The following is an 18,225-nucleotide window of genomic DNA, read 5'->3' as shown; positions in this document are numbered from 1 at the left end:
GGCTGCGCGGTCACAGCAGCACCGCGCCAGCGATTTCATGAGGTGTGTAGGGATTGCTCATAACCTAAACATTCTTAATACTTATCATTAGCTTGATCGACAAACGCTCAAGTTCGAAGCAAGAAAAAGCGAGTTATTGCACTCAAAACCGGCTACACTATCGCTTTCGCGCCACATGTAACGATGGCTTATGAAATCAGTGAGCTGACCAGACGACGCGGTAGGGTCTAGTGGTTTATCATAGCCGCTGAAGCTCGCGGTCAGCGGTCTGGCCATTGTACAGGCAGCAACGACTTTTTGAGAAACGCCGTCAAACTTTGCGCTCCACCATTCGCCATTCATGGTCTATGCTGCCGTGACAATTTATCGGCCGCCAGTTTTGGCCCCAGTTCCTACACACGCTTATTCTTAGAATGCTTTACTTGGAGGAAGGTCATGCAGTTCACTAGCTCCGCTCTGCGCGCGCAACGCCCGGTCCCCGCCGACCACGCCTTCGGCGTTCCCGATCCCGAGCAGCACGTCACCTTAGGCGACAATATCAATCCGCCCTTCGAATGGAGTGGCCTACCCGCTGGCACCCGCTCGCTGGTGTTGATCTGCCATGACCCGGACGTGCCGACCCGCGCTGATGACGTCAACCAGGAAGGACGGCAGGTTCCGGCGGACTTACCCCGCACCGATTTTTATCATTGGATTCTGGTGGATCTGCCACCGACACCGGCGCAAATCCAGGCCGGCGAATTTTCCAAAGGCGTCACCCCCGGCGGCAAACCGGGGCCAGGGGGTCCGCGCGGCACCCGGCAGGGCATCAATAATTATCGTGAGTGGTTCGCGGGCGATTCCGCCATGGCGGGCGACTATTTTGGCTATGATGGCCCCTGTCCGCCGTGGAATGACAGCATCGTCCATCATTATGTTTTTACCCTCTACGCGCTCGACGTGCCGCGCTGTCCCGTGGAGGGTAACTTTACCGGCCCGCAAGTGCTAAGGGCCATTGAAGGACACGTTCTGGATCGGGCCAGTATCACCGGGACTTACAGCCTGAACCCAACCCTGACGCCCTGACACCGTTCGCTCATGCCTGTTAACTCCGACCTTGCTTGGCCGGCATGGATTGTAACCGCCAAGCAAACATTCCCGCGGGCTGGTAGGCCGGCGGCTCACCTCACCTTACTCGCCAAGAGGCCTCCATGAGTCTTCCCGAACCTTCCGGAATCGAAAAGCGCCGGCTCAAGCGCTGGTATCTTGTGATGTACCTGCGGGTTTACGACCGAGACACCAACGAATTGCTGGGCCATATCGTGGATATCAACAAGGAAGGAATGCGTTTGGTCAACGATAAACCCCTGCCGGTCAATCAAATTTACCGGCTGCGGGTGGATGTTCCCAAGGAAGGCGCCCCGCGTCAGCGCATTCATCTGGAAGGAGAAACCGTTTGGACCGGTCGGGACGTCAATCCGGATTTTTACGATACCGGTTTTCGAATGCTGAACATCAGCACTCAAGCGTTACTACAACTCCAGCTTCTGATCGAGGAATTCAAGTTCTGACACGCCAGCGGCCAGGATGACTAAACTCCAATACCGCGGGGCGAGTCTGGTATGTCCAGATCGTCGTCGAGCTGGGGCACCGCCGCGCCGACGGATCGTACTGGCGCGCCCAGCAGATCGCTTGCCACCGCCGCCAGCGCCGGCCTCGGCCCCCATGTACGTCGTTTACTTGGCGCCCCACGCTTAGCGCGCCAGCGCCGGCCCGCATCAAACGATCGATCGCCGGGTCCCGGCGCAAGACGCGCGATCATGATTCATGGATTTAGCACGAAGACAATAAGGAAGGAGGTAAATCATGCTCCGGTTTCAGGTCTTTCTCCTTGGTGTGGTTCTCTTTTTGCCCGCACGCCCGCACGCCGAAGAAAGCCGGCCGGTTTATCTGGGGCTCGATGGTGAGTTCGGCGTCGAACAAAGCACGTCCGCGCAAGCCATCGAGCGCGGCATTCTGACCGCTATCGACGAAATCAACCGCGCCGGCGGCGTGCTGAAAGGCCGCCCCTTGCAACTCGTTTCCAAGGACAACCGCTCGGTGACGGCCCGCGGCGTGAAAAATTTGCAAGAATTTGCCCGGATGCCCGATATGGTGGCGATGTTCACCGGCCGCTTCAGTCCGGTCGTCCTCGAATATGTGGAACTCGCGCACGAGTTGAAAATGATCGTGCTCGACCCTTGGGCGGCGGCGGACGCCATCATTCAAAACGGCAAAAATCCTAATTATATGTTTCGCCTGTCGCTGCGAGACGGCCTGGCAATGCCCGTCATGCTGCAACGCGCGCTCGGCAAGGGGGCGGAACGAGTCGGTTTGCTGCTTCCCAACACCACCTGGGGCAAAAGCAATCTGGCCGTCGCCGAGAACTATTTTCGAGAAGCCCCCCTGCCACGCTCGGTCGGTCTCGAATGGTATCAATGGGGCGAGAAAAGCATGGTCGAAAAATACCAAGCGTTACGCGCCGCTGGCGCGCAAGCCATCGTTTTCGTCGCCAACGACAGCGAGGCCGTCATCCTCTGTCGCGAACTGGCGGCTTTGCCGCCCGAGCAGCGCTTGCCGGTCATCAGTCACTGGGGCGTGACAGGCGGAAATTTCGTCAAGTTGGTCGGGCAGGATTTGGCTAAATTGGATTTTTCGGTGGTGCAGACGTTCAGCTTCTATAAGGCCGACCCGGAACTCGTGCAACGGGTGCTGGGGGTCAGCGCACGGTTATTCGGCTTGTCACGGATCGAGGACATCGAATCGCCCGTCGGCTTCGGCCAAGCCTACGACCTCACCCATTTGGTGGCGCGCGCCATCGATCTGGCGGACACCACGGATCGCGGCGCGGTGCGCGACGCGCTGGAACGGGTCACTCACTACCGGGGCTTGGTTAAATTTTTCGAACGGCCGTTCACCGCGGATAATCACGAAGCGCTCGGCGCGGAGGATGTGTTCATGGCGACCTACCGCCCGGACGGCGCCATCATACCGCTGGCGCCGGGAGACTGAACGGATGGCACGCCGTCAAGGGAGCGCGACCGACGCATCGTCGAGTACAGAACCACAAACCGCGGCGAAACTGCCCAGGACGCGCTTGGCGACTCGGATCGCGCTCGCGGCAACGGGTTTGACCTTCGGCTTCGTGCTGCTGATCGGCGGTTTGTCCTATACCTTCACCCGCAGGCAACTGATCGATAATGAAGTTGGCGCCCTGAGAACCCAAGCTTCCCTGTATGCCCAACAACTGGGCAATACCTTGCGCGCCGTCACGACGACCTTGAGCAAACTGGCGGAAAACACGCTGATCCTGAACGCGCTGATGGACAGTCTGACCCGTCAAACCGCCCTGATGCCTTTCCTCAAGGATTTTTCCAGCATCAACGATGTGCCCGTGGTGCTGGCGCTGGCGGATTTCGAAGGCCACTCCATCGCCGGAAACGGTGAGTTGCCCCTTGAAGCGCACGATTGGCGGCGCCAAGTCCTGGAGGACGGCAAATCCTATGCGGTGCTGGGGACGGACGCCGGCGGGGATTATTTACTGGTAGCCGAACCGATCTTCTATTCCCGCACGCTCTCACCGGAAGGCGCTCTGCTCTACAAAGTCGCGCTCGCCCGCCTGCAATTCGCGCCTTCGCATTCCAACAGCCCGCGCATCGCGCTGCGGCTCATTCATTCCAGACACGCCACGGCCACGCCGCCGCCCGACTCTTCAGGCGATCCAGAGCGTTTGGTGCATACGGAGAGGTTACTCGTACCGGCTGTCTTGCAACCGCTGGAACTCGCCGTCGAAGCGTCGGTGGATCGGGACATTTTGACGGCATCCTTGAACCGCTTGTTCTTCATCTACGCCGCGCTGGGAGCCAGCGTGATGCTGGCGGTCTTCGGCCTTGCCAAGGCGGGCGCGCATTATCTGACCCATCCGCTGCGCGAGCTGGAATCCGTCGCTCGGCGGGTTATCAAAAGCGGCTCGTTGGACCACCGCTTCGACTCTCACGGTGTTTTCGAAGTCGAGCAACTCGGGCGAATCTTCAATGAAATGTTGGAACAGCTCAGTCATGCCTACCGGCAATTGTATGATCGGGCCGGCACCGTAGCCGCTCGCAACCGGGCGCTGGCCGCCGCCAACAGCGCGCTCGAACAAGAAATCGGCGAGCGCCAGCGGGCCGAGATCGCTTTACGGGAAAGCGAGGAGCGGCTGCGCTTGGCGCTGGCGGCCACCAATCAGGGCCTTTACGATCTGAACGTTCAAACCGACGATGTCATTGTCAGTCCCGAGTACGCGCGAATGCTCGGTTACGATCCCGCCGAGTTCCATGAGACGAGCGCGACCTGGATCGCCAGGCTGCATCCAGACGACCACGAGCGAGTCGCTCGCACCTACCGAGCTTACTTGGCCGGAGAGCTTGCCGATTACCGGATGGAATTCCGCCAGCGCACCAAAGCCGGCGATTGGATCTGGATTCTTTCGCTCGGCAGCATCGTCCGACGGGACGAGCAAGGTCAGCCGCTGCGCCTGTTGGGAACCCATGCCGACATCACCCAACACAAGCAAGCCGAAGCGGAACTGGCGAGAACCGTCGAGGAACTACGGGTCGCCGAATTGCGGCAACGGGAACTGCTGGCGGTGACCCGACGCGAACAGGGCCGGCTGCGCGCGTTATTGGCGGCCATGAGCGTCGGCATCCTGTTCGAGGACAACCAACAATGCGTGGAATACCTCAATCCGGCTTTCCTGCGGATGTGGGCCATCGACGATGAAACGCCGAACCTGATCGGCCGTCCGACCCGCGACATCCTGGAACATTCCACCCATCGCTTCGCCCGACCGGACCACGCCTCGCGCTTCGTCTTGCAAGTGCAAGACACTCACGAAATCAGCGAGCGCTGCGAAATCGATCTATACGACGGCCGCATCCTGACGCAAATGTCCTATCCGGTCATGGACAACGAAGAACACATGCTGGGCCGTTTGTGGCTGTACGAGGATATCACTCACGAACGCCAGACCGCCCAGCAACTCCTGTATCTGGCCGAGCGCGACCCGCTGACCGGCCTGGCGAACCGGCACAGTTTTCAAAAGCAGCTGGAACAGAAAATCGCCGGCGCGTTGCGCGAAGGCGGTAAGTTCGCGGTGATCTATTTCGATCTGGACGAATTCAAAGCGATCAACGATACCTTCGGCCATCGGGCCGGCGACACGGTTCTGGTGCGAACGGCCGGAGAAATTGCCGCCCACGTCCGGGCGACAGAAATGTTCGCTCGGCTCGGCGGGGACGAATTCGCCATTCTCAGCACGCTCGGAACCGGCTATGAACCCGGCGCGCTCCCCGCTCGGATCGTGGATACGGTCTCGGCGATACCCTTTCGCTTTCAGGGGACAAATCTGCGTCTGACGGCCAGCGTGGGAGTCGCCGTTTTTCCCGAGCACGGCAACAGCGTGGAAGAGTTGGTGGCCCATGCCGATACCGCGATGTATCAAGCGAAAAATCAGGGCAAGAACACCTGGACCCTGTATGATCCCGACCGCGATTCGACCGAAGCGATGGTGCGGCGGCTGAACTGGAACAGCCGGATCGCACAAGCGCTGGACGACGATTTGTTCGACCTACATTTTCAGGGGGTCTATCACACTCAAGACCGAACCCTCAGCCATCTTGAAGTATTACTGCGGATGCGCAATCCGGATCAACCCGATTATCCGATTTTGCCGGGTCAATTCATCCATCTGGCCGAAAAGAGCGGCCAAGTGCTCGATATCGACCGCTGGGTATTGAGACAGAGCATCAACTTGCTGGGCCAACACCCCGATTTGCCGCCGTTGGCGGTCAACCTCTCGGGCCGCACCTTCGACGATCCGACGCTACCCCAGTTCATCCGGCGGCTGCTGGCGGACTGTGAAGTCGCCCCGCAACGGCTGTTGGTCGAGCTGACCGAGACCGCCGCCGTCTCTGACGTGCAGGACGCGCAGCGTTTTATCGAAGCCATCCAGCAGGTCGGCTGCGGCGTGTGTCTGGATGATTTCGGCAGCGGTTTCTCCACCTTCGCTTACTTGAAATACCTGAACGTCAAAGTGCTCAAGATCGACGGTTTGTTCATCCGCGATCTACCCAACAACTACGACAATCAAGTGTTCATCCGGGCCATGGTGGAAGTGGCGCGCGGCCTGCACAAAACCACGGTCGCCGAGTTCGTCGAGGATGCGGCCACGCTCGATATGATCCGCGACCTGGGAATCGATCTGGCCCAAGGCTACCACTTCGACCGGCCCAGCGCCGAACACCCCGCTCTGACTGTCTGCTGACCTCCTCGGAGGAAGCAGGCACCCTCGAATCACTGGCATTCAATATGCATCCCTCGAACTGACGCCAACGCGTGGATTGGCCCGAACACGCCGTCCGGGCTGAAATGGGGATCGAACAGTGGGGATGCCATCATGCCATTAGCGATTACCGCCGACAAAGCGCTGATATGGGACAGGCAGCGGTCCAAAATGGTGACGAAAATCCGAGTTACAGTGAGCCTTGTGGGCAATCAGGGCAGCATCTATCGCGAGACGGGACCGCTATACGCGGAAACCGCGGCGGAGGTTTTCGAAGCGGTGGAGCTACTGCGGACACGATTGATCAAATCGCTGTTTTCCGGGGTCGATTAGCCAGGATGCACGACGCTCTAGAAGCGGGATTGACGCCTGTTCCTAGTGCAATCCCCCCTATTCCTGGCGTTACCGCGCCTCGAAACCCGCCGTCAACCCCCACGAGCGGCGCGCTTCCGGCTTAGGGTTATCGAGCCTGCTATCCCTGGCGTTTTATTTTGCCAAACTGATCGACGGCCGCGCTGGTCCTTGGAAAACCTCACGGTAACTGGCGTAGATCGCGCCGACCGTCACCGGCCCCAGCACCAGAAAACCCAGCCCTAACGGAATGATCGCCACAATCCCCAACACGAAATAGATCAGCCCAAACACCAGCAGCGGCAGAAAATTGATCCAGCAAGCGGCAATACTGTCTTGAATGGCCGGCCAAGCGTGCTGCCCGGCCAACATCACCAGCGGCACGCCGTAGAACAGCGCCATGGCGACCAGAAAACTGATGGCGAGGATGATTAAGAAGGCAATCAACCCGAAGCCGACGAAAATGCCGCCCATGGATTCGGGGGGCACGACCGCGCCGGTATGATCCAAAGCGCCTCCCAGCAACAGCCCCCCGCCCATGAACACGAACATGACCAGCGCCATCAGCACGCCGGCGGCCAAACTGATCAGGCCGAGCACGACCAAAGGCCCCATCCGGTCCTGATCCTTGAAGCCCTGGAACAAGTGGCCGATCTCCAAGGATTCGCCTCGATCCAGCGCCGCCGCGCCGTAGAGCATTCCTCCGGCCAGCACAGGCGACAAGAGCGCGTAAGCCAGCGTGCCAACGAAGGGAATAAACGACAGCACTACGCTGATTCCCAGGTAGATCAGCATGATGACCAACCAGATTCCGGGCGCTCTGGCAAACAATCGCCAACCCTCGACGATCCAGCCCCAACCGCCCCCTGCCGTCACGCGCATTGCATTCATGGAGGTATCCCTTTTTTCAAAGCAAGTTCAGTTACAGCGCCTCAAATATCCCGGCCGCGCCCATGCCGGTGCCGATGCACATGGTGACCATGCCGTATTTTCCGCCGCGCCGGCGCAGGCCGTGCACCAACGTGGCGGTGCGGATCGCGCCGGTCGCGCCCAACGGATGGCCGAGCGCGATCGCCCCGCCGAGCGGGTTGATCTTAGCCGAATCGAGTTTGAGATCGCGAATCACCGCCAGACTTTGGGCGGCGAACGCCTCGTTCAGCTCGACCCAATCGAGTTGGTCTTGCGTTAATCCAGCCAGTTCCAAGGCTTTGGGAATCGCCGCGAGCGGGCCGATGCCCATGATGCGCGGCGGCACCCCAGCCACCGCGTAGCTGACGAAGCGGGTCAAGGGCTTCAGATTCAATTGCGAGACCAACCGCTCGCTCATCAGCAACACCGCCCCCGCGCCATCGCTCATCTGCGAGCTGTTGCCGGCGGTGACGCTGCCGCGCGCGGCGAACACCGGCTTGAGCTTGGCCAGACCCTCCAGACTGGAATCTGGGCGCGGGCCTTCGTCGTGCTCCACCACCCGCTCGCGAACGCGCACCTGCATGGTTTGACTGTCCGGCGAGCGGTCGAGCACGGTGTAGGGCAGGATTTCCTGCTTGAATTCGCCGCCGGCGATGGCGGCGACGGCGCGCCGGTGGCTTTCCACCGCGAAAGCGTCTTGCTCCTCGCGCGAGATTTTCCACTGCTCCGCCACCTTCTCCGCCGTCAGCCCCATGCCGTAGGCGATGCCGATGTTCTCCTCCCTGGCGAACACCTCCGAGTTGAGCGCGATCTTGTTGCCGCCCATCGGGATCATGGTCATGGTTTCGGTGCCGGCGGCCAGCATCGCGTCGGCCTCGCCCAAGCGGATGCGGTCGGCGGCTTGCGCCACCGCCTGCAAGCCGGACGCGCAGAAGCGGTTGATGGTCATGCCCGGCACGCTATCCGGCAGACCGGCCAGCAACAGCCCGATCCGCGCCACGTTCATGCCCTGCTCGGCTTCCGGCATGGCGCAACCGACGATCACATCGCCGATTTGCTGGGGGTCCAGACCCGGACATTGCGCCATCACGCCGCGCAATACATGGGCGAGCAGGTCGTCCGGGCGGGTGTTGCGAAACGCGCCGCGCACCTTGCCGACCGGGGTGCGGGCGGCGGCCACGATGTAAGCATCCTGAATTTGTTTGCCCATCAGCAGTCTCCCAGCCATCAGTTACGCAGCGGCTTGCCGGTCTTGAGCATGGACTCGATCCGGGCCTGAGTGAGCGGCGTTTTCGCCAGTTCGACGAAGGCCTTACGCTCCAAACCGAGCAGCCACGCTTCATCGACCCGCGCGTCGGGATCGACCTCGCCGCCGCACAGGGCCGTCGCGATCTTGACGCCCAAGGTGTAATCGTGCGGCGAAATAAATCCGCCGTCGCGCAGGTTGACCAGCGCCATCTGGCAGGCGGCGATGCCGGTGCGCCCCGCCACGCGGATCGAGCGCGGTTGCGGCGGCCGGTAGCCGGCCTCGGCCAGCGCCCGCGCTTGCGCCTTGGCGACGTACAGCAGTTCGTGCGGGTTAAAGATGATGATATCAGTCGGTTTCAGATAGCCCAGTTGCTTGGCCTCCTCGGCGCTGCGCGACACCTTGGCCATCGCCATCGCCTCAAAGTACGAGCGTAGAAACGGTAGCAAATCGCCGCCCTTGGCTTCGTGCATGGCCCGAAGAGCGAACTCCTTGCAACCGCCACCGGCCGGAATCAGGCCGACCCCGACCTCGACCAAACCGATGTAGCTTTCCAGCGCCGCCACCACCCGGTCGCAATGCATCAAAAACTCGCAGCCGCCGCCGAGCGCCAGCCCCTGCGCCGCGCCCACCACCGGGATCGCCGAAGTGCGCAGCGCGCTGGTGGCGCGTTGGAATTTAGCGACCGTGTTCTCGAAGGTCGCGAAATCGCCGGCCAGCACTACCGGCACCGCTTGGGCCAGATTGGCTCCGGCGCTGAACGGCGCTTCGGTTTGCCAGATGACGAGGCCGTCGAAGCGCTGTTCGGCGATTTTCAAACTCTCCAGCACGCCGTCCAGCACATCGTCGCCGATGACGTGCAGCTTGCTTTTGAAGCTCAGCACGCCGATGCCGTCGCCGGTGGTCCACAGCCGCGCGCCGCTGTTTTCGAACACCGTTTCACCGTAACGGTGCGGCGCTTCGCCCAACACCTGTTCGGGGTAAAGCTGGCGCTGGTACACCGGCAACTTGGAGCGCGGCTGATAGGCGTTTTCCGCCGCCGAATAAGAGCCTTGCGGCTGGTGCGGGCCGTCGATTTGATCGACCCAGGCCGGCAGTGGCGCGTCGGTCATCGCCTTGCCGGCGGCGATGTCTTCCTTGATCCACGCGGCCACCTGTTTCCAACCGGCCGCCTGCCAGATCTCAAACGGTCCCAGACTCCAGCCGAAACCCCAGCGGATGGCGAAATCGACATCGCGGGCGTTATCGGCGATTTCCGCCAGCAGCACCGCCGCGTAATGGAACACATCGCGGTGGATCGCCCACAAAAATTGCGCTTGCGGGTGGTCGCTGGCGCGCAGGGCGGTGAATTTCTCGGACGGATGCTTGATCTTTAAAATCGCCCGCACCGCCTCATCGGGCTTGGCGCCGGCGTTTTGATAAGCGCCGGTGGCCGGATCGAGCACCTGCTTGCCCTTGCCGGCGTAGAAGCCAGCCCCGGTCTTCTGGCCGAGCGCGCCTTTCTCGATCAAGCCGCCGAGCCATGCCGGCACGGTGTAATACTTGCGCCAGGGATCGTGTTCCAGCGCCAGCGCCGAGCCCTTGAGCACATGGCCCATGGTGTCCAGACCGACGATGTCGGCGGTGCGATAGGTCGCGCTCTTGGCCCGGCCGATGGCGGGACCGGTCAGCGCATCCACCAAATCCAGGCCGAGTCCGAACGCCTGGGTGTGGTGCATGATGGCGGCCATCGAAAACACGCCGATGCGGTTGGCGATGAAGTTGGGGGTGTCCTTGGCCCGCACCACGCCCTTGCCCAAGGTGCTGACCAGGAAGGTTTCCAACAAATCGAGGATGGCCGGATCGGTGGCCGCGCAGGGAATCAGTTCGACCAGCGCCATGTAGCGCGGCGGATTGAAGAAGTGAATGCCGCAAAAACGCGCCCGCGCCTGTTCCGGCACCGAATCGGCCAACAAATTCAGCCGCAAGCCGGAGGTGTTGGTCGCCAAAATCGCCCGATCGTTGAGATGGGGCGCGATGCGGCGGTAGAGATCGGCCTTCCAGTCCGGGCGCTCGGCGATGGCCTCGATCACCAGATCGCAGCTTCGCAACAGCTCCAGATGCTGGTCGTAATTGGCGGGTTGGATCAGCTCGACCCGCTCCTTGACCGCCAGCGGCGCGGGATTCAACTTGGCCAGATTGGCGATGGCCTTGGTCGCGATCCCGTTGGGATCGCCGTCCTTGGCCGGTAGGTCGAACAACACCACCGGCACATCGGCGTTGGCCAGATGGGCGGCGATCTGCGCGCCCATCACCCCCGCGCCCAGAACCGCCACCCGGCGGATGGCTGCTGCGTTATTCATGCGTCAAACTCCTCGCTTCAGGCTGTCGAGACACGCGGTCACACGCTCAGTATCCTCCGCCGCACCCTCAAACATAAAGCCGGGTCAGTATCCCCGGCTTTGCCGATTTGGCTGATCTACGGCTACGGACGACTCAAAATCGGTAGCTGGCCTGCAAGCCGATCAAATTGCCCGTACCGCTGTAGTCGATCCGCAGCGTATCGGTAATCAGTCCGGCGGGCGCGGGAATCAGATTGATGGTGTTTTCGGTGCCGCCGTCGGCGAACTTGATGTACATATAGCCAAAGTCGACGGCGAGCTGCGGGTTGGGATGATAGGTGAAGCCGAGCGCAAAAGCGTTGCGGTCGTTGTCGGGAATGCGCGGGGTGCGAAATTCCGTGGAGGGAACCGGGGTTTGATCGTGGACGTAACCCGTCCGGAAAGTCCAATCTGGATTGTAGTCGTAACTGACGGCGATCCCGAACGACCAGCTATCCTTCCAATGCTCCGGCGTGACACTTTTCGAGCCGTCGCCAAAATCGATTTCCAGCTTGTCGAACACGCTCCAGTTGGTCCAGCGCACCCCACCCATCACCGCCCAGCGGTCGTCGAGCCGCCGGTAAGCCGCCAGCCCCACCCAGTCTGGCAAGGTTACATCCGCCTTGGCGGACACCGTGCCGTTGCGGCTCGGAATGTAGTCGGAAATGGTTCGATCGCCGTCGACCGAATGCTTGATGCGCGACCGATAGCTGAGGCTGAACCGGGTGTTGGCATCGTATTCATACAGGGCGCCTAAATTGTAACCAAACGCCCAGCCGTCGGCCTTGACAGCCGCATAGCCATCCTTGGTGAAAGCGCTCAGCGGATTGAACAGCGCTTGGCTGAGCTTCGCTTCGGCATACTGGGCGCTGACCCCCGCCCCGATGGAGAAGCTCTCGTTGATGCGATAGGCGATGGAGGGATTGACGTCGACCGTCAGCAGATCTGAATTGACCGCGTGGTAGCGTCCGATCCAGTTTCTGCCGTAGCTGGTGCTGACCGCAAAGGGCGCGGTGATGCCGAGGCCAAACCGCATCCGGTCATTGATATCCATGGCGTAATAACCGTTGGGCACCAGTTTATCGGTGCCGCCGTCGTCGTTGCGTCCCGCGGACGGCACAGTCACAAACACCGGCACGGTGCCCGGCTGGGTGAGGACCGCGCCCAAGTTGCCCGGCAGCCGGACGCTCGAACCGGAATTTTCCGTTTCCATGCTGATGCCGATAAAGGTTATGCCAGCCTGCGCCTGAGTGCCTTTGCCGAGCATCATATCGGCAGGATTGTAGTAAGCACCGGAAACGTCATCGTTCGGCAGGCTGCCGCCCGCGAAAGCGCGGCCCAGCCCAGTCACGCTCTGCTCGGTGATTTGCAAGCCCGAAGCGTGAGCCGGCCCGGTCAAGGCCAATAACCCGGCAAAGCCGAGAATCGGAAGATAACCGCGCGGTAGCTGCTCTGGCATGGGTCGGTCCTCGCTGTGTCGTGGGATTCAGGATTTGGCGGTAAGATGTTCATTCGAGTGCTGATTTGATTATGGTATCGGATCGGCGTTCATGCAATGCAAGACCCCATGACCCCAACACGTTTAACCGTCCAACCAGCGCTGCAATGCGGTGGCGTCAAACGGCCAGTCCAATTCCCGGCCGGTTCCCGCGTGCAGCGCCACGGGAATGCGAACGCCATAACGTTCCAGCAATACCGGATCGTCGACAATTTCCACGAGTTTGAGCGCGATATCGGCGTGCCGGCGAAGCAACGCTTCCGCCCGCTCGCACAGATGACAGCCGACCGTCGAAAAAAGCACGATTTTAATTTTGCAAGCCCCTAAGTTCATGCGTGTGCTGGCTCGTCGATCAATTTCCTGATACGGACTGAAATCGGAAGCTACGCCCTACTCCAAGCCTTTGGAAGGACCTATGATTGATAGGGTCGATAAAAATAGAAAACGCGCTGGAACTCCACCATGGCCACGCTGCTGCACGAACTGATTTTCGAACGGGCAAGCCGCCGCCCCGAAGCCGTCGCCATCGCCCACCGTCAAGCCGTTCTCGACTATGCCGGCCTGGCGCAACAGGTGCAAGCAGCGGCTTGCGGGTTGCTCGATCTGGGCCTGAAACGGTCGGAACGGGTCGCCGTTTATTTGCCCAAACAGTTCGAGACCGTCGTGGCGCTGTTTGCCGCCGCTGCGGCGGGCGCGGTGTTCGTGCCGGTCAACCCGCTGCTGAAACCCGAACAAGTCATGCATATCCTGCGGGATTGCAACGTCAGAATTCTGATCACGGCGCGCGGTCGGGCGGATCGCTTGAACCTCGATCCCGCCGCTTGCCCCGACCTGCGGGCGCTGGTGTTGGTGGATGAACCGATCGATCCCCCGGCACGGCAAGCGCTGCAACGCCTACGCTGGCAAACGCTGCTGGCCGCCGGCTCCGACCTAAAGCCCGCGCGGGTCATCGACCTCGATATGGCGGCCATTCTTTATACCTCCGGCAGCACCGGCAAGCCCAAGGGCGTGGTGCTGTCGCACCGGAACATGCTGAGCGGGGCTTACAGCGTCACCCGCTATCTCGACAACCGGGCTGACGACCGACTGTTAGCCATTCTACCGTTCAGCTTCGATTACGGCTTGAGCCAACTGACCACGGCTTTCGTGGTCGGCGCGCGCGCGGTGCTGATGGATTATCTGTTGCCGCGCGATGTCATCACCGCCGTCGCGCGCGACGGGATCACCGGTCTGGCGGCGGTGCCGCCGATGTGGGTGCAACTGGCGCGGCTGGATTGGCCGGCGGCGGCGGTCGAGAGCCTGCGCTACTTCACCAATTCGGGCGGCGCGATGCCACGCGCCACCCTGAATGCGTTGCGCCGGCGCTTGCCCGAGACCACGCCCTATTTGATGTACGGTCTGACCGAGGCGTTTCGCTCCACTTATCTGCCGCCTGAGGAAATCGATCACCGGCCGGATTCCATCGGCAAGGCGATTCCCAACGCCGAAATCCTGGTGGTGCGCGCAGATGGCTCGCCGTGCGCGCCGGGCGAACCCGGCGAGTTGGTCCATCGCGGCTCGCTGGTCGCGCAAGGCTACTGGAACGATCCCGATAAGACCGCCGAACGCTTTCGTCCGTTGCCCGGCCAAAATCCGGCGCTACCTTTGGTGGAGATGGCGGTATGGTCGGGCGACACCGTTCGAATCGATCAAGAAGGCTTTTTGTACTTCATCGGCCGCAAGGATGACATGATCAAAACCTCCGGTTATCGAGTCAGTCCGACCGAAATCGAAGAAGTTCTGTACGACAGTGGCCTCGTCGCCGAAGCAGCCGCGTTAGGCGTCACTCATCCCGCATTGGGACAAGCGGTGGTCGCCGCGGTCAAGCCGTTGCGGGCAACGTGCACTGAACATGAATTGATCAATCACTGCAAAGATCGCCTACCCAACTTCATGGTCCCGCTGCAAGTCGTAATCCGCCAGACCGACCTGCCGCGTAACGCCAACGGCAAGATCGACCGCAAAATGCTGGCCGGCGAATTGCGCGATCTGTTCTCGGAAACGACCTCATGAACAACGAGCGCCCGGTTCATCCGCCGATGGCGCAATTTCCGGTGATCGACGGCTGCCTGAGCGTGGGAGGCATTCCGCTGACGCAACTGGCGGCGCGGGTCGGCCAGACCCCGTTTTACGCCTACGACCGGCGGCTGTTAAACGAGCGAGTGGCGCTGTTGCGCCGTACGCTGCCGCCCGCCGTCGAGCTGCATTATGCGATCAAGGCCAATCCGATGCCGGCGGTGGTCCAGCACATGGCCGGGCTAGTCGATGGTTTGGACGTGGCCTCGCTCGGCGAGTTGAAGGTGGCGCTGGATACCGGCATGGATCCCGGCCGGATCAGTTTCGCCGGACCCGGCAAGCGACCGGTCGAGCTGGCCGCCGCCATCGCCGCCGGCATCACCCTCAATCTGGAATCCTGCAACGAGACCGAAAGGGTCGCTCGGTTGAGTCAGGAACAGCGCCGGCCGGCGCGGGTGGCGGTACGGGTCAATCCGGATTTCGAGTTGAAAACCGCCGGGATGAAAATGGGCGGCGGGCCGAAACCTTTTGGGGTGGACGCCGAACAGGTTCCCGCATTGCTGGGCCGGATCGGCGAATTGGGTTTAGCGTTTCAGGGTTTTCACATCTTCAGCGGTTCGCAAAATCTGCGCGCCACCGCCATCGTCGAGGCGCAGAATCGCACCTTTGAATTGGCGCTGCGGTTGGCGACCGACGCACCGGGGCCGATTCGCCTGCTCAACATCGGCGGCGGCTTTGGCATTCCCTATTTTCCCGGCGATACGCCGTTGGATTTAGAACCCATCGCCGCCAATCTGGAACGCTGGCTGCCGATTGTAAGGAAGCAGCTACCGGAGGCGCGGGTGATATTGGAATTGGGCCGCTATTTGGTGGGCGAAGCAGGCGTTTACGTCGCCGAGGTCGTAGATCGCAAAATCTCGCGCGGCCAGGTTTTTTTGATCACCAACGGCGGCCTGCACCACCATTTAGCGGCGTCCGGTAATTTCGGGCAAGTGGTGCGCAAGAACTATCCGGTGACGGTGGGTAATCGGATGATCGAGAGCGAAAAGGAAATCGTGAATGTCGTGGGTCCGCTGTGCACGCCGTTGGATATTCTCGCCGACCGGATGGAATTACCGAAAGCCGAGGTCGGCGATTTCATCGTGGTTTTTCAGTCGGGGGCTTATGGGCTGAGTGCGAGCCCAATAGCGTTTCTCAGTCATCCGGGTTGTGGAGAGGTAATTGTTTGAGGTGATCGGGTGCTTTCCGCATAAAACAACATTCAAAATGCTCGCTAATTACCGATCGGCTTTCCATGCGCTACTGCTCGTATCTCTTCGATACAATCCGACCGTTTAGCGGATCGATCAAGTAATGTGGACCCCCTCCGTCGAGGTCGGGATCTTTAAGTTCGAAATCGATGTGCCAGCCATCCTGTTCAAGTTTGCTATCTATCCGATACTCGGAGAGATCTCGGTAAACTTTCTCCGCGTCCCCACGAGCGATTTGTAAAGCCTTTTCACGAGAGATATTGGGCTGACCGAGATTCGTTATGTCGAGTGTTGTTGCCATTGCTTGATACTCTTGGGCGCAATTTCAAAGATGACACGCTGACAAACATAGCACCATCGTCGTTATTTTTAAAAGTTTCATGGCGGGAAGCCCGAACCACCACCCAACCCACCGCGCCGACTATCGGGACCTGTCGTATGAACGCCATCGTCCGATCGAATCAACGTCGGTACGCCTCTGCGGTTTGCATTTCGAGTATCGGCCCCGCTGGGACCTGGATCCCATCCTTCTGAGCTGGGATTGGGATGTGTATGAAATGTTCCTACTGGTACCGATCCGGGAACTTGAGGAGGACTGTTAACATTTATGCTTGCTTGCTGGCCTCGTGGCGCGCGCCGCGTCGTAATTTCTCCTGTCGTCGTATTTTGATAGATCCAACCGCCCTCCTCATGTCTCTGGGTGGGATCATTCGGCTGCGAGTCGTTCCATGCCTGTTCGAGCGCTTGTCTGACGGTTGGGTTGTTTTGCAATTCAGCGGTTGTCGGAGGGCGGCTCGGGGAACATGGAACTGTCGTAGAGGCTGTGGGAGCAGAACCGTTTCCCGCGTTTGGATTGGTGGGATTTTTCCGTCCACTCACTTCGGCGTCTCCTTTTCAAAGTAAGTCAACACATGCTCAAGCCAAGTTAGCGCCTTTTTTTCCAGCCGTTTGGCCCGCACTTCTGGATTATCGATCAATTCATCCTTAAGCGTTCTATTGATCCAAGGATAAAGCGGATCGGCCCCGCAGCCATGACCGAATGCCAGCATCAGTACGACAATTAAAGTGGCTGCGCGAGTAGTCGAAAAACGCTGCCGCCGCGCGCCGTCCATGCCTTTACGAATCAAGGCGTCAATTCCTTCTTGCCCCACATAAGCCGCTTTTTGCGGGTAGACGCGGGCGATTTCCTGGCGCATGTAAGCCACAAATTCCTCGGAAGGAATTAACAACGGCTGTTGGGCCAACATCGAGACATTCCGGAGAGCCTTAAGCGCATAAATATCGTCAGGACCAATCACTTTTTCCCGATAATCCATGATCTTTTCGTAGAGCGACTCCGCGCGCTCCATCTGCTCCACATCTCGATTCTTCAACATCTCCGCCGCCCACGGATACTGCGGATCGGTTTCAAAGTGGCTGCCAAACAACAACATCATCTCAAGATAAAGTCGAACCGGCCCTCGAAAACTAAAGTCGTGCGCGGCCGCTCGATCCACGCCGAACCGAACCGCGACCCGCATTTGCGCCTCGCCGAGCGTCTTGAACAGCGGCGGCGAGAATTCCGCAAGATGCGCGACCATTTCATCTTCAAATGCTTGTTGCGCCCGCTCCTCGAAGGTTTTTCTCTGGGATTCTCGAATCGTTAGCATGGTTTATATCCCTAAAACAGCCAAGCCGCACGTCATGCGCCCAACAGCGTCCGCTCGCTGCGAATTTGTTCGCCTTCGGGCCAGAATGTCCACAACCCCGTCGGCTTTTCGTCCTCGACCAGATAGCGCAGCACCGGGCCGAACACCGTTTGCAGCTCCCGCGCGTTGCAAGTCGGCAGATAAACCCGCAACACGCGGGGGTCGTAATAGCGAAAATACAGCGGCTTCAAATCCGGCCCGTAGACCTTGAGAAAGGTGCGCAAGTGCATTCGCAATTCCCGTAAATCGGCTTTACTGAGGATAAAAATACCCCAATGCTTGCCCCAACCCTCGCGCAACAACCATTCGGTAAACGCCGCATCCGGGGGCAACCGCACCAAATACGGCGCGACTTGCGCCATTTCGAGGTTCTGTTCACCCCGGAACAAGCATTCCGCTTCGACCTCGAAGCGTTCCAGGGTTTGCGGCAACTCGGGAACCGAAGCACCGTCGAGAACAGCGTAGACCGTGGTGTCGGGAATTGCGAAAAGCTGCTGTCTGAGAATCTGCGGCGCGGTCACAGCCATG

At 60.2% G+C, this 18,225-nt stretch carries 13 protein-coding genes; 6 read left to right on the top strand and 7 right to left on the bottom strand.

What is annotated here, in order from left to right:
* The first annotated feature begins 435 nt into the window (after nucleotides 1-435).
* From IPK09_03660 to IPK09_03645, 4 genes are all read left to right on the top strand, one after another.
* A complete protein-coding gene (locus IPK09_03660; GenBank protein MBK7982711.1) occupies nucleotides 436-1,065 on the top strand; it encodes a YbhB/YbcL family Raf kinase inhibitor-like protein in 630 nt (209 codons plus the stop codon).
* Between the two features lie 125 nt (nucleotides 1,066-1,190).
* Complete coding sequence (locus IPK09_03655) at nucleotides 1,191-1,550, top strand: PilZ domain-containing protein (GenBank protein ID MBK7982710.1); 360 nt, start codon at nucleotides 1,191-1,193, stop codon at nucleotides 1,548-1,550.
* A 295-nt stretch (nucleotides 1,551-1,845) separates the two neighbouring features.
* Entirely contained in the window at nucleotides 1,846-3,030 is a 1,185-nt protein-coding gene (locus IPK09_03650; protein MBK7982709.1) for an ABC transporter substrate-binding protein, read from the top strand.
* A 4-nt stretch (nucleotides 3,031-3,034) separates the two neighbouring features.
* Nucleotides 3,035-6,322 (top strand): EAL domain-containing protein, encoded by a 3,288-nt coding sequence (locus IPK09_03645; GenBank protein MBK7982708.1) that lies wholly within the window; start codon nucleotides 3,035-3,037, stop codon nucleotides 6,320-6,322.
* Nucleotides 6,323-6,826: 504 nt separating this feature from the next.
* Here the strand turns inward: IPK09_03645 and IPK09_03640 are convergent.
* The 5 genes from IPK09_03640 to IPK09_03620 all read right to left on the bottom strand — a co-directional run bounded on the left by IPK09_03640 (nucleotide 6,827) and on the right by IPK09_03620 (nucleotide 13,037).
* Nucleotides 6,827-7,582: a hypothetical protein gene (locus IPK09_03640; GenBank protein MBK7982707.1), complete on the bottom strand. Its 756-nt coding sequence runs from the start codon at nucleotides 7,580-7,582 to the stop codon at nucleotides 6,827-6,829.
* Between the two features lie 31 nt (nucleotides 7,583-7,613).
* Nucleotides 7,614-8,810 (bottom strand): acetyl-CoA C-acyltransferase, encoded by a 1,197-nt coding sequence (locus tag IPK09_03635; GenBank protein ID MBK7982706.1) that lies wholly within the window; start codon nucleotides 8,808-8,810, stop codon nucleotides 7,614-7,616.
* Nucleotides 8,811-8,827: 17 nt separating this feature from the next.
* On the bottom strand, nucleotides 8,828-11,188 hold the full coding sequence (locus tag IPK09_03630; GenBank protein ID MBK7982705.1) for a 3-hydroxyacyl-CoA dehydrogenase/enoyl-CoA hydratase family protein: 2,361 nt from the start codon (nucleotides 11,186-11,188) through the stop codon (nucleotides 8,828-8,830).
* A gap of 133 nt (nucleotides 11,189-11,321) precedes the next feature.
* Nucleotides 11,322-12,665 (bottom strand): outer membrane protein transport protein, encoded by a 1,344-nt coding sequence (locus IPK09_03625; GenBank protein MBK7982704.1) that lies wholly within the window; start codon nucleotides 12,663-12,665, stop codon nucleotides 11,322-11,324.
* A 123-nt stretch (nucleotides 12,666-12,788) separates the two neighbouring features.
* Complete coding sequence (locus IPK09_03620; protein MBK7982703.1) at nucleotides 12,789-13,037, bottom strand: glutaredoxin family protein; 249 nt, start codon at nucleotides 13,035-13,037, stop codon at nucleotides 12,789-12,791.
* A 129-nt stretch (nucleotides 13,038-13,166) separates the two neighbouring features.
* On the opposite strand from IPK09_03620, the gene IPK09_03615 reads away from it, so the two are divergent.
* Together IPK09_03615 and IPK09_03610 are read left to right on the top strand one after the other, a co-directional pair.
* A complete protein-coding gene (locus IPK09_03615; GenBank protein ID MBK7982702.1) occupies nucleotides 13,167-14,756 on the top strand; it encodes an acyl-CoA ligase (AMP-forming), exosortase A system-associated in 1,590 nt (529 codons plus the stop codon).
* Entirely contained in the window at nucleotides 14,753-15,988 is a 1,236-nt protein-coding gene (locus IPK09_03610; GenBank protein MBK7982701.1) for a pyridoxal-dependent decarboxylase, exosortase A system-associated, read from the top strand. The genes IPK09_03615 and IPK09_03610 overlap by 4 nt, the downstream gene beginning before the upstream one ends.
* A gap of 896 nt (nucleotides 15,989-16,884) precedes the next feature.
* On the opposite strand, the gene IPK09_03605 is transcribed toward IPK09_03610, so the two are convergent.
* Together IPK09_03605 and IPK09_03600 are read right to left on the bottom strand one after the other, a co-directional pair.
* Nucleotides 16,885-17,529 carry a hypothetical protein gene (locus IPK09_03605; GenBank protein ID MBK7982700.1) on the bottom strand — a complete coding sequence of 215 codons (645 nt, stop codon included), beginning with the start codon at nucleotides 17,527-17,529 and terminating at the stop codon, nucleotides 16,885-16,887.
* A gap of 161 nt (nucleotides 17,530-17,690) precedes the next feature.
* Nucleotides 17,691-18,224, bottom strand: coding sequence for a DUF4123 domain-containing protein (locus IPK09_03600; protein MBK7982699.1), 534 nt, complete (start codon nucleotides 18,222-18,224; stop codon nucleotides 17,691-17,693).
* Between the last annotated feature and the right edge of the window lies 1 nt (nucleotide 18,225).

Source organism: Candidatus Competibacteraceae bacterium, from assembly GCA_016713505.1.
In the GTDB taxonomy this organism is placed as follows: domain Bacteria; phylum Pseudomonadota; class Gammaproteobacteria; order Competibacterales; family Competibacteraceae; genus Competibacter_A.
Note: the sequence above shows the minus strand (reverse complement) of the source record. Positions and strands in the feature narration are given on the sequence as shown.

Bases quoted from the DNA above. Each gene is read 5' to 3' on its own strand.
- IPK09_03660 (MBK7982711.1), top strand. From the start codon at position 436: ATGCAGTTCACTAGCTCCGCTCTGCGCGCGCAACGCCCGGTCCCCGCC.
- IPK09_03655 (MBK7982710.1), top strand. From the start codon at position 1,191: ATGAGTCTTCCCGAACCTTCCGGAATCGAAAAGCGCCGGCTCAAGCGC.
- IPK09_03650 (MBK7982709.1), top strand. From the start codon at position 1,846: ATGCTCCGGTTTCAGGTCTTTCTCCTTGGTGTGGTTCTCTTTTTGCCC.
- IPK09_03645 (MBK7982708.1), top strand. From the start codon at position 3,035: ATGGCACGCCGTCAAGGGAGCGCGACCGACGCATCGTCGAGTACAGAA.
- IPK09_03640 (MBK7982707.1), bottom strand. From the start codon at position 7,582: ATGAATGCAATGCGCGTGACGGCAGGGGGCGGTTGGGGCTGGATCGTC.
- IPK09_03635 (MBK7982706.1), bottom strand. From the start codon at position 8,810: ATGGGCAAACAAATTCAGGATGCTTACATCGTGGCCGCCGCCCGCACC.
- IPK09_03630 (MBK7982705.1), bottom strand. From the start codon at position 11,188: ATGAATAACGCAGCAGCCATCCGCCGGGTGGCGGTTCTGGGCGCGGGG.
- IPK09_03625 (MBK7982704.1), bottom strand. From the start codon at position 12,665: ATGCCAGAGCAGCTACCGCGCGGTTATCTTCCGATTCTCGGCTTTGCC.
- IPK09_03620 (MBK7982703.1), bottom strand. From the start codon at position 13,037: ATGAACTTAGGGGCTTGCAAAATTAAAATCGTGCTTTTTTCGACGGTC.
- IPK09_03615 (MBK7982702.1), top strand. From the start codon at position 13,167: ATGGCCACGCTGCTGCACGAACTGATTTTCGAACGGGCAAGCCGCCGC.
- IPK09_03610 (MBK7982701.1), top strand. From the start codon at position 14,753: ATGAACAACGAGCGCCCGGTTCATCCGCCGATGGCGCAATTTCCGGTG.
- IPK09_03605 (MBK7982700.1), bottom strand. From the start codon at position 17,529: ATGCGGGTCGCGGTTCGGTTCGGCGTGGATCGAGCGGCCGCGCACGAC.
- IPK09_03600 (MBK7982699.1), bottom strand. From the start codon at position 18,224: ATGGCTGTGACCGCGCCGCAGATTCTCAGACAGCAGCTTTTCGCAATT.